General features: G+C 46.0%; 11 protein-coding genes. 4 read left to right on the top strand and 7 right to left on the bottom strand.

The window, feature by feature from the left end; genetic code table 11:
* Positions 1-85: 85 nt before the first annotated feature.
* The 4 genes from BCT11_RS11295 to BCT11_RS11310 form a co-directional block, all read right to left on the bottom strand.
* Positions 86-574: a GNAT family N-acetyltransferase gene (locus BCT11_RS11295; RefSeq protein WP_005441955.1), complete on the bottom strand. Its 489-nt coding sequence runs from the start codon at positions 572-574 to the stop codon at positions 86-88.
* A 231-nt stretch (positions 575-805) separates the two neighbouring features.
* Complete coding sequence (locus tag BCT11_RS11300) at positions 806-1,048, bottom strand: glutaredoxin domain-containing protein (RefSeq protein WP_005529518.1); 243 nt, start codon at positions 1,046-1,048, stop codon at positions 806-808.
* Positions 1,049-1,073: 25 nt separating this feature from the next.
* Positions 1,074-2,006 (bottom strand): ribonucleotide-diphosphate reductase subunit beta, encoded by a 933-nt coding sequence (locus tag BCT11_RS11305; protein ID WP_102388348.1) that lies wholly within the window; start codon positions 2,004-2,006, stop codon positions 1,074-1,076.
* A 52-nt stretch (positions 2,007-2,058) separates the two neighbouring features.
* The gene (locus BCT11_RS11310; RefSeq protein WP_102388349.1) at positions 2,059-4,317 is read right to left on the bottom strand and encodes a ribonucleoside-diphosphate reductase subunit alpha; all 2,259 of its coding nucleotides are present in this window, start codon (positions 4,315-4,317) and stop codon (positions 2,059-2,061) included.
* Between the two features lie 464 nt (positions 4,318-4,781).
* Between BCT11_RS11310 and BCT11_RS11315 the strand changes: the two genes are divergently transcribed.
* Entirely contained in the window at positions 4,782-5,762 is a 981-nt protein-coding gene (locus tag BCT11_RS11315) for a rhodanese-related sulfurtransferase (protein WP_102388350.1), read from the top strand.
* A gap of 78 nt (positions 5,763-5,840) precedes the next feature.
* Here BCT11_RS11315 and BCT11_RS11320 read toward each other — a convergent pair whose 3' ends face one another.
* From BCT11_RS11320 to BCT11_RS11330, 3 genes are all read right to left on the bottom strand, one after another.
* Positions 5,841-7,010, bottom strand: coding sequence for a DUF1501 domain-containing protein (locus BCT11_RS11320; RefSeq protein WP_102388351.1), 1,170 nt, complete (start codon positions 7,008-7,010; stop codon positions 5,841-5,843).
* An 8-nt stretch (positions 7,011-7,018) separates the two neighbouring features.
* The gene (locus BCT11_RS11325; protein WP_102388352.1) at positions 7,019-8,407 is read right to left on the bottom strand and encodes a DUF1800 domain-containing protein; all 1,389 of its coding nucleotides are present in this window, start codon (positions 8,405-8,407) and stop codon (positions 7,019-7,021) included.
* 78 nt (positions 8,408-8,485) lie between these two features.
* The gene (locus BCT11_RS11330) at positions 8,486-8,791 is read right to left on the bottom strand and encodes a DUF6482 family protein (protein ID WP_009706480.1); all 306 of its coding nucleotides are present in this window, start codon (positions 8,789-8,791) and stop codon (positions 8,486-8,488) included.
* A 110-nt stretch (positions 8,792-8,901) separates the two neighbouring features.
* Here BCT11_RS11330 and BCT11_RS11335 point away from each other — a divergent pair, with 110 nt between their 5' ends.
* The 3 genes from BCT11_RS11335 (at position 8,902) to BCT11_RS11345 (ending at position 11,695) form a co-directional block, all read left to right on the top strand.
* Positions 8,902-10,383, top strand: coding sequence for a deoxyribodipyrimidine photo-lyase (locus BCT11_RS11335; protein ID WP_102388353.1), 1,482 nt, complete (start codon positions 8,902-8,904; stop codon positions 10,381-10,383).
* 80 nt (positions 10,384-10,463) lie between these two features.
* Entirely contained in the window at positions 10,464-10,964 is a 501-nt protein-coding gene (locus BCT11_RS11340; protein ID WP_102388354.1) for a fasciclin domain-containing protein, read from the top strand.
* A gap of 41 nt (positions 10,965-11,005) precedes the next feature.
* Entirely contained in the window at positions 11,006-11,695 is a 690-nt protein-coding gene (locus BCT11_RS11345; RefSeq protein WP_102388355.1) for a flavin reductase, read from the top strand.
* Positions 11,696-11,697 lie beyond the last annotated feature (2 nt).

The following is an 11,697-nucleotide window of genomic DNA, read 5'->3' on the forward strand; positions in this document are numbered from 1 at the left end:
AATTCGCTAAAAACCTAGATAGAAAAACGCCTCTTTATCACGAGATAGAGAGGCGTTTTTGATTCGATTCAGGTTTAAATTAGCGCTAGTCTTTGACTCGCTTGGTCATCATTTTGGTGATCACGCGGTAACCCATCTTATGGTAGAAATCTTCGCCTTCGTGATTAAATGACGCCACGGTTAAACCAAGCTCTTCAATATCTTGGCTGCACAAATCACTCTCGATTTTATCCATCAAAGACAAGCCAATACCTAAGTTACGATGGCTTTCAGACACCACCAATTCATTGATATAACCGACGCGTCTTTCCGGAGAGAGAATCGAGTTAACCTCTCGCACGGTGCCAGAAATAAAGCCAACCACCTGTCGGTTAGAACAAGCAATAAAAGCCGTGATGCTGCCATCAAAATATTTATCGAAGATGTTGCGATCTTCCCTTAACTGCGCCATTTCTTCCGGAGAACGGTAGAAATCTGGCTCAGCATTATAATGAGAGGTGTCGAGTTCGACCAAGAGCGTTTTCAACAGTGGGACGTCTTCTTCTCTTAGTCTTCTGATATGAAACTGTTGCATGTTGAATTCCTTTGCCAACCGACCTGTATCAAGCACAGATCTTTGCTTCAACTGATTATCGGATAAGAAGTTTTAGGAATGTGAAGCGATTCAACAGTACAAATTTCGACCATTTATGTCGAGTACGTTTTCAACAGTTTTACGAGTTTTTACTGATAATTTGAACATCCACAAAATTTAAGTGGAAATAAAACTCTCCTTTTCTCAATAAAAGGGGATTATATACATAATTTAGAAAGCGGCATTTTGCTCAAAAGCGAGTGCCGATTTTAAGCGACTAAAATCACCAATCGGTTCGCCATCGAGCATAAACTGCGGATAGCTTCTTGCGGTTGGGAATAACTCGAACAAGGTTTCCCGATCAAACTCCACATCCAACTTAAGCGTTGCCACGTTAAAGCCCTGATTTTGCAACCACATCGCAGCGGTCTCACATTGGGAGCACTGCTCCTTACTGTACATTTCTATTTTCATCACTCTTCTGTGCTATTCCTTGCCGTTAGAAATCTGCATCAAAACTCAACTGGCGATCTTGAGGTCGTTTGTATTCAGTAACGCGTTTTTCGAAAAAGTTAGTTTTTCCTTCCATGTCCAATAAGCGCATGTAATCAAATGGGTTTTCAGCACCAAAGAGCGGGGTGAAACCAAACAAACCAGCGATAACATCGGCAGTGTGCTCAATGTATTGGCACATCAGCTCAGCATTCATACCAATCAAGTCCACTGGTAAGGCTTCCGTTACAAACTCTTTCTCAATTGAAACGGCTTCTCGGCAAATCTCTTCAAACTCTTGTTGTGTTACCTTGCCTTGACCTAAGGTTTTGAATAGCAGCGCAGAGAAACTAAAGTGCAACCCTTCATCACGAGCAATCAAGTCATTACTTGCCGCTAAGCCTGCCAGCAAACCACGTTTACGGAAGTAATAAATGGCGCAGAAGCTGCCAGCGAAGAACAAGCCTTCCACTAGACCAAAGGCAATCAAACGCATTGCCAATGGTTTGTCGGAAGAGATCCACCTCATTACCCACTCCGCCTTACGTTTTACGGTCGGGACGTTTTCAATCGCATTGAACAAACGCTCACGCTCTTCAACATCAGGAATGTAAGTTTCGAGTTGCAGCGCGTAAGTTTCTGCATGAATGACTTCATTAAATGCCTGCAAAGCAAGGAAGCAGCGCGCTTCTGCGATTTCAATTTCGCCATAAAATCGAGTCAATAAGTTCTCGTTAATCATCCCTTCGCTCTGAGCAAAGAACGCCAACACATGTCGAATGAAGTGCTTTTCGCCTTCGGTCAGCTTGGCAAGATCAGCAAGGTCTTGAGCAAAATCGAGTTCTTCTGTCGTCCAGAAAGCCGCTTCGTGAGTTTTATACGCTTGCCAAATCTCTTCGTATTGAATGGGGAACAAGCTAAATTTGTTTTTAACAATCATACCGTTTCCTTACTTTCGGTTGATGTGAATCTTTTTAATTGGCGAGATAGGTTTATGCGCCGCAGTTTAGGCAATCTTCATCTTCGCTCTGCTGACCAACGGTGACTTTCACCGCATTCGTCGATGGCTTGGAGCGCAAGTAGTACATGCCGGTTTTTAGACCACGTTTCCACGCATAGAAGTGCATCGCATTGATTTGGGCGAATGTTGGTGATGCGAGCCATAAATTGAGGCTCTGCGATTGGCAAACAAACGGGGCACGAGCTGCCGACATATCAATGATCTCTTTCTGAGAGATTTCCCACACGGTGCGATACACGGATTGAAGATCGTCTGGAATGGCATCGATACCTTGTACTGAACCGTTATTGAGAATAATGGCGTCACGGATTTTGCTCGTCCAAAGACCACGTTGTTCCAGATCGCTCACCAGATGTTTGTTGATGATGATGAACTCACCCGATAATGTTTGGCGTTTGTAGATATTGCTGGTTTGCGCTTCAAACGCTTCGTTGTTACCTAAAATTTGCGCTGTCGACGCCGTTGGCATTTGAGCAATCAGTAGTGAGTTACGCACACCGTGCTCTGCGATTTGGCGCTTTAGCTGTGACCAATCCCAGCGGCTGCTTGGATGTTCACCCCACAGATCAAATTGGAACTGACCATGACTGATTGGTGAGCCGTCATAACTGGAGTACGCGCCTTTTTGCGCCGCGATTTCACAAGACGCTTCAAGGGAGGCGTGATACATGGTTTCCGCGATGTCACGGTTTAGCTGCAATGCTTCTTCGCTATCGAATGGAAGGTGCATTTTGAAGAACACATCCGCCAAACCTTGAATACCCAAACCAACAGGACGATGCGCGTGGTTCGATTTTTCAATCTTATCGGTTGGGTGATAGTTCACATCGATAACGCGGTCGAGGTTTTTAATCGCAACTTTGGTGACTTGGTGAAGTTTGTCGAAATCAAACCCCGTGTCTGTAACGAACTTAGGCAGTGCCATGGACGCCAAGTTACAAGCCGCCGTTTCATCTGGCGTCGACACTTCCATGATCTCTGCGCACAAGTTACTCGATTTGATGGTGCCGAGGTTTTTCTGATTCGACTTTTCATTACACGCGTCTTTGTAGAGCATGTACGGCGTACCCGTCTCGGCTTGTGACTCAATGATTTGCGTCATCAATTGGCGGGCTTTGATGGTCTTCTCGCCCAAGCCCATACGCTCGTATTCTTGGTACTTCTGAGTAAACTCAGCGCCGTATAAATCAGACAAACCTTTGGTATTGTGAGGGCTAAATAGAGTCCATTCCGCATCGTTTTCAATACGTTCCATGAACAAGTCTGGTACCCATAGAGCGAGGAACAAATCACGAGCTCGGAACTCTTCTTTACCGTGGTTTTTACGTAAATCGAGGAAGGATTCGATATCCGCATGCCAAGGTTCCAGATAAACCGCAAACGAGCCCTTGCGCTTACCGCCACCTTGGTCGACATAGCGAGCCGTTTCATTGAAAACTTTCAGCATTGGCACGATGCCATTCGACACACCGTTAGTGCCAATAATTGGCGCACCCGTCGCTCGAATATTGTGGATGTGTAGCCCAATGCCACCCGCCGATTTAGAAATCAGCGCACAATCTTTGAGGGTGTCGTAAATACCGTTGATGGAATCTTCTTGCATCGCTAATAGGAAACACGAAGATAGTTGTTGCATCTTACAGCCAGCATTAAACAGCGTTGGCGTAGCGTGAGTGTAGTAACCAAGGCTGAGCAAATCGTATAGCTCTCTAATTTCTTCAAGATCGTCACCCGCGACAGCGACCGCTACACGCATGAACATATCTTGTGGTCGTTCAACCACCACACCTTTTACTTTCAATAGGTAGGAACGCTCGAGAGTTTTGTAGCCGAAGTAATCAAACTGATAGTCACGTTTGTAGTCAATCATCTCTTCGAGCGCAAACTGATTCTTGGCAACAAAGTCGACGTAAGCATCGGAAAGAATACCGATTTCAGAGAGCTCACGTGTTGCAGTGGCGTATCCGCTGGTTTCTTTTTGCAGAGAACTCACCATCACGCGAGCCGCAAGCTTGGCATAATCGGGGTGTTCCGTCGCAAGGCTTGCTGCCGTTTCAGCGAGGAATACATCGATTTCCGTCACCTTAATGCCGTCGTACAAACCGCTTACCACGCGTTGTGCAACCGCAATAGGTTCGACTTTTAGTCCATCAGCCAGCGCTTCGGCTCTTCGAGTAACCTTATCTAGACTGGCTTTTTCTTTCCGTCCATCTCGTTTTATAACGTCCATAATCTATATCTTGTGTGTAGTTTGAATGATGAGCACCATATGTACGCAATAGATCTAGATGATAATAGTTATCATTACAAGAAAGTTTTTTAAAAGTTAGAACTGACGATAGAGAGGGTAAGGAAACATATTGACACTGACCCAAGCTCGATAGGAACAGCAATCAGAGCCAAGCACCGCAAACGTGATAAAGTGATGAAGTTTTCCACAAAGCTTTAATTTTCATTAACTTAGTTCAATTCTAGAAAAGAACAACAAATGTGATCCAGTTCAAATTTTCATACCCTTTAATTTCCAATGCTACGCGCTGAAATTTGTTGAAAAAATCGCTGGGGCAACATGACTAAAAATATCCGCATAGTTTGTCCGTATTTCCGACTAAATTACTCAGGTATACTCCGAGCCGCTAAAATTGTTAGGTATCGAGCCGTCGAACCATCGACCCTTTAAAGTAAGGAATAATCATGAGTCAGTATGTTGTCTGCGCCCTGTATAAGTTTGTGGAACTGAAAAACTACCAAGAGTTACGCGAGCCATTGCTTGCCCTAATGGAAGCCCACGGTGTACATGGAACGTTGCTACTGGCGAGTGAAGGTATTAACGGTACGGTAGCAGCGAAACGCGAAGGTATTGATACACTGCTTGCATGGCTAAATGCCGAACCTCGCCTTACTGGTATTGTTTACAAAGAGTCGTACTCAGATACTCAGCCGTTTAACCGCACCAAAGTAAAGCTAAAGAAAGAGATCGTGACATTGGGCGTTGAAGGCATCGATCCTCGCCATGTCGTTGGCACCTACGTGAAGCCCCAAGATTGGAACGATCTGATTGCTGATCCAGAAGTTTTTGTGGTTGATACTCGTAATGACTATGAAATCGAAATCGGAACATTTAAAGGTGCAGTTAACCCAAATACTGACACGTTCCGCGAATTTCCTGACTATGTAAAACAAAACATGGATCCAGAGAAACACAAAAAAGTCGCGATGTTCTGTACGGGTGGTATTCGCTGTGAAAAGTCGACTGCTTACATGAAAGAGCAGGGCTTTGATGAGGTGTACCACCTAGAAGGCGGTATTCTGAAATACCTTGAAGAAGTACCAGAAGAAGAAAGCTTGTGGGAAGGCGATTGTTACGTATTCGACGGTCGCGTTGCGGTGAACCACCAGCTGGAAAAAGCAGATTACGACTTGTGTAATGCTTGCCGACTGCCAATCACGGAAGAAGACAAACAATCAGAGCAATTTGAGCAAGGCGTAAGCTGCCCGAAATGTTTTGGTAAACACAGTGAAGAGCAAGTAGAGCGCTTCCGCGAGCGTGAAAAGCAAGTGTCGTTAGCAGCGGTTCGTGGCGAACAACACGTCGGTGGTGAAAGTGCCAAACAACGTGAGCAGCGACGCGTAGAAAAGTTGGCAAAGAAAGACACACAACGTAAACAAGCATAAGATTCAAACACATTAAATACAAACGCCCCGCTTCTGGCTTGCAGACGGGGCGTTTTTGTTATCGTTGTAAGGTAAAAACTAAGATGTTCTAATAAGGCCTGCGTAAGCTTTATCTGAGACGCTGTCAGGAAATACGCTTTCTAGCGCACTCGATTCTATGCTCATGTGTTGCTGTAGAACGGCTTTGATCACCGCCCTCATATCATTAGCAGGGGCTAAGTCTCTCCCTTGATAAAGCTCAGTTTGGGCAAGCCCTGGAAATTCTCCCAATACCTTGCCACCTTCGATGGCTCCACCAGCAATAAACATGGCGTTTGCTGTTCCATGATCGGTGCCTTTGGTTCCGTTTTCCGCTGCGGTGCGTCCAAATTCACTTGCCGCCATCACGACAGTTTTCGACCAGTTATCCCCTAACGCTTTCTTTAGGTTGGCAAGACCGTTATCCAATTTACGCAATTGATTGGCGAGCCTTCCTGTTTCTGCGCCTTGGCCTGCATGAGTATCCCATCCGCCCAGTTCCAATACCGCGATGTTTGGACCGCCTTCAGCAGAGAGAAAAGTTCCCGCTTGAGACGCCAAGACAGGAAACTGCTTACCGGGACGATTACGATTCGACATCATTTCAATCTTCAGCGCTTCTTCAAAATTACTCGCAAGCTTCTCATCACTTTGAAACAAAGCCTCTAGCAGCTCCACTTGGCTGTCTCGCGCTTGCAAATTGTTTGGATACCAACTGCTGACCGCCTTCTCTCCTTGAACAATCAAAGGTAACCCTGAATCGATCGCCAAACCTTTCGACTTGGCATCCAGTTGCAGCAATCGGTTTAACCATCCATCACGATGTAACGGATTGTCTGTGCCGTTCTCCAACACCTTTTGCCCATCAAAATGAGAGCGCTCACGATACGCGGTGGCACAAGCGTGCACCATCGCCATCTGCTTATTTTGATACCACTCGAAGCTGGTTTTCATCGCCGGATGCAAACCATAAAAATCGTCGAGTTTATTCAGTTTTTCTGTTGCTAAACCAATCGTCGGACGGAGAGCTAAATACTGCTTATCAGCATAAGGAACCACAACGTTTAATCCATCCATCGCACCCCGCAACGTAATCCAAACAAAGATATTTGGAGAGCTTGATTGAGCAAAGACTGCATTAGGCAACAAGCTTGTTGCGCCCACGGCTAAAGCGGATTTTAAAAATTGTCGACGAGTCGATGTTAAGTTCGTTTGTTTATCTATTGTCATCACTCACCTCATCGATACTGAAATTGCGGACTAAGCCAAAGTAGAGAAAGCTTCATCTCTGCCGATGGGGCTTTGTTCATCACCAACCTTGTGTGTTCGTCTAACGCATTGCCGTAAAGCTGTTGGCTAATTTGCTCAACAAAAGCTTGTGGTTTCACACCTTGGGACTTGGCACTTTTCACCGCCAGTCGAGCGATTCGATTCGCTAACTGCCACCGCTGAGTTAGCGCCGATGGACTGTTGTAATCCGCGTCTTTGTCTGGCCAACCAGCAGGAGAACCCGCCATAAAAGGAGGCTGCCCTAAGCTTCTTTGCGCACCGAGTAATTTATTCCCAGACTTGCTCATTTGCATGTCATTCGATTCAGGAAAACGGACATCAGCACTGCGCAAAACCGCGAATAACCACTCTTGAGAAGTACGAAAGCGCACCGCTTCTGCCGATTGGCTCAAAGCGCTTTGAATCAACAATCGATAAACCAGGAGCAAATCCCCTTTACCTTTTAGGTAAGCTTGGCTGAGCGGTTCAACCAAGGCTTCACCGGAAGGTCCTAGGAAATGCTGCACCAACTTACGTGCAATATGTTTTGCAGTATCAGGATGAAGCGCAAGATCTCTCAAACACGCTCGTCCTTGTTCAATACCTTGTTGAGAATAGCGCTTGCCAAGCAGAGTTATCGAGCCTGGCTCATGGGTTCTTGCATTAAATTGGAAACCAACTTTTGGCGCTTTGAATCCAACGCTCCAGCCAGTAATGGCTTTTGCCAGCTCAATTACGTCTTGTTGTGTATATTGGCTATCGACACCAAGCGTATGCAGCTCCATGATTTCTCGCGCGAGGTTTTCATTGAGCCCTTTACCCTGTTTCAGTCCTTGTTTGGAGTTCGGTCCTACCGACAAGTTGTTATCCAGAAACATCAGCATGGTTGGGTGCTGACTCACCGCTAAGAGCATCTCAACAAAGTTGCCATTCCAGTGTTCTCGAATCACTTCATTTTCAACGCTAGCCACAATCGGACGCACCTTTCGTGTGTCTGCCGATATGGCAAAATGGTTGCTCCAAAATTGAATCAAGCGTTCCTGAAATCCACACGGAGTGTGCAAAGTCTGTTGGTTGCGAGCCTCGACTTGTCGCAAATATTGCTCACGAAAGAACGCACCAATTTGCTTTTGCACTTCACGCTTTTTGGTTGGGGATTGCTTGAGCTCTCGTTTGGTGTCATTGAGCTTTCTCAGTTCCAACAACACTTCGTTTGTACTCGGCAACTTGGTTATTGCCTCATGCCAATAGGTATTACTGCTTAGTTGCTTTTCTAAACTTGGCGAACTGTGTTGATAAAGGGGCCCAAAGCCGAACCGCTGCTCATAGATAATGTCTTGAGTTGGGTAATACTGCATAGCCGATTCCGTGTGATGCTTTATGTCAGTCTAGCAAGCATCACATGGCGTCGAGTTCAATTTTTGGTTATTTCTCAGTCAGTAAAGCTGGTTATCACGCAGAGGAACTTCTAATTCATTAGTACCATCTTTGGATGACTGCCCAACCATTTCGTCATAAGCACTTTGTTGGCGAAGCACCTGCTGTTTCGCTTTCAAGTGACGACATTGCTTTTGCAACTCCAGTATCGAATGCGCTCTTAAAAACTTGCCTTTATCGTCGGTAACAAAGTGTTCCTCTCCATCGACTAAGACGGATACTTGATACAAAGCGAGATCGAGAGAGTGGATAACGAGCTTGTCGATGTAGAAGAATTTTTCCAATTTACTGAGTGGCATAGACATGAAGCACCTCCTTGCTCCGTGCCTTTACGTCAACACCAATAAAATCGATCACTGAGTGAGAAATATGCCCCGCAAATACGTAAAAACCGGAAAAACAAGCGAGGGGCACAATGCAAACAATCAATTTAGTGTGGCTAAAACGCGATTTACGCCTGACCGATCATAGGCCTTTGCAACACGCTTTATCTTCAGAGCATCCAACTGTGTTGCTTTATATTGTCGAACCCATGTTACTGGATGACCCACATTACTCTGCTCGTCACTGGCGTTTTATTTGGCAATCACTCCAAGATATGAACAGAACACTTTCGGCTCTTGGTCATCAAGTGTCCGTAATGTCAGGTAGCGCAATAGATTGCCTCAGCGCGATTCAGAATCAGTTCAACATCAACGCTATTTTCTCCCATCAAGAAATAGGACTGCGTTGTACGTTTGAACGAGACAAACAAGTATCAGAATGGCTTCAATCACAATGGATTCCGCGGCACGAATTTGAACATGGCGCCGTCATTCGAGGAGCAAAAGACCGACTCGGCTGGGATAAGCATTGGGATACGGTTATGCGAGCCGAGATTGAAGATATCGACCTTGAAAGTGCTTCTCTTATTACCCTCGATGTTGACGCACTTGGTTGCTCGTTTACGCCCCCTCCTTCTTGGTTAGAAAAAATAAAAGGCATGCAAACGGGCGGAAGTTCGCTCGCTTGGCAAACCATGGAAGACTTTTTTCAACGTCGGGGACGCGATTATTATCGAAGTATTTCCAGCCCGACGGCATCTCGAACTGCATGCACTCGCCTCTCTCCCTATCTTGCATGGGGCAATATATCGCTTCGAGAAGTGTACCAATACCTGCTGCAACATTGGCAAGTGGCTGGGTTTCGTCGCAGCTTAATAGCACTGTCTTCGAGATTGCATTGGCATTGTCACTTTATGCAGAAGTTTGAATCCGAATGCGAAATGGAGTTTCGTTGTGTCAATAGGGCTTATGAACCTTTATTACAGCAAGCAAGCGTCAGAGAGGAGGCACTCTTGGACGCTTGGAAGTCAGGCACAACCGGGATACCGCTCATCGATGCTTGCATGCGCTGCCTCCATCACACCGGATACATCAACTTTCGCATGCGCGCGATGTTGGTGAGTTTTTTAACGCATCATATGAACATGGATTGGCGCGATGGCGTGACTCACTTAGCTCAGTTGTTCCTCGACTTTGAACCGGGTATCCATTACCCACAATTTCAAATGCAAGCAGGTGTGACTGGCACCAACACGATTCGCATCTACAATCCGACGAAACAAGCACAAGAGCACGATGCTGACGGTGAGTTCATTCATAAATGGATTCCAGAACTCGCAATGGTTCCCACTCCCTTGTTGTTTGAACCATGGAAAATGACCGCAATGGAAACAGTCATGTACCAAATGGATCCCGATTCCCGATATCTCGCGCCCGTCGTAAATGTAGAGGCAAGCGCAAAAGCAGCAAGAGAGCGATTGTGGGCATGGCGCAAACGCACAGAAGTGAAAGTAGAAGGAGCGAGAATTTTGGCACAACACGTTCGGCCTTCGAACAAAAAGAAAGCCAGTTGATCGCCCAGAAAGAAGCGCGCGTACAAACAAAGGCTTTTATCAGGGAGAGAGCGGTACCCAAACAACGAAAGGAATGCACAATGTTAAAACGTATTTTGGTTACAACCACGGTTATGTTTGCCACTTTTTCATTTTTAATGCCAGCGCAAGCCCATGAACACGGAATGATGAAAGAAGATATTGTTGATGTCGCCGTTGCAAATGGCTCTTTCAACACCTTGGTGGCAGCAGTCAAAGCCGCAGGCTTAGTAGACACGCTTAAAGGAGAAGGCCCATTTACGGTGTTTGCACCGACTGACGAAGCATTTGCTAAGCTTCCAGATGGCACGGTTGATATGTTGCTGATGCCAGATAACAAAGACAAGCTGGTCGCGATTCTTACTTACCATGTGGTTCCGGGCAAAGTGATGGCCACAGACGTAGTAAAAATGGATAAAGCGACGACAGTCCAAGGGCAAGACGTGATGATCAAAACTATGGGCGATAAAGTGATGATCAATAACGCTACCGTGATTGCTACCGACGTCAAAGCAAAGAATGGCGTGATTCATGTAATTGATGAAGTCATCATGCCGAAATAAAATCAACAAGGAGGGCGGGTTCACCCGCCCCTTTCAGGGATATGGAAAACATCAAACTTTCGAAGCACGACATTCAAGCGATGGAGCAACGCCAACGCACCCGATTGATAAACTCTCTAGCGGGATACAAAAGCGCTAACCTCATCGGCACAAGAGATAGACAGGGGCAAGAGAACCTTGCTGTGGTGAGCTCGGTGGTACATTTGGGTTCGCATCCACCTCTATTCGGCTTTATCGTTCGTCCACGCAAAAGCCGCCGTCACACACTAGAAAACATCCTCGATACCAAGCATTTCACCATCAACGCTATCGGCGTCGACTTTGTGCAAAAAGCCCATCAAACCTCCGCGCGCTACCCAAAGCATATCTCAGAGTTCGAAGCAGTAGGCCTGACACCTTATTATGATGATGCGTTTCCTGCACCTTTTGTCCTTGAAAGTAACCTCAAGATGGGCCTAGCTTTGAAAGAACACATCAAGATTGAAAGCAATCAAACTGAGATGTTGATTGGTGAAGTGTTAATGGTGCACGCACCGGGAAGAGCGATCATGCCAGATGGTTATCTTGACTTGGAACTTCTCGACTTGGTGACCATTTCTGGGCTCGATAGCTACCACGTGACACAGCGCCTACATCGGTTAAGTTATGCCAAACCTGACTCTCGTCTGTTCCCCCTAACAAGAGAAGGAGAACCTTCGTCTTGGGGAGCACTTGAAGTCGATTTGGACTAACT

It is taken from the genome of Vibrio sp. 10N.222.52.B12 (assembly GCF_002875385.1).
GTDB classification, from domain to species: Bacteria; Pseudomonadota; Gammaproteobacteria; order Enterobacterales; family Vibrionaceae; genus Vibrio; species Vibrio jasicida.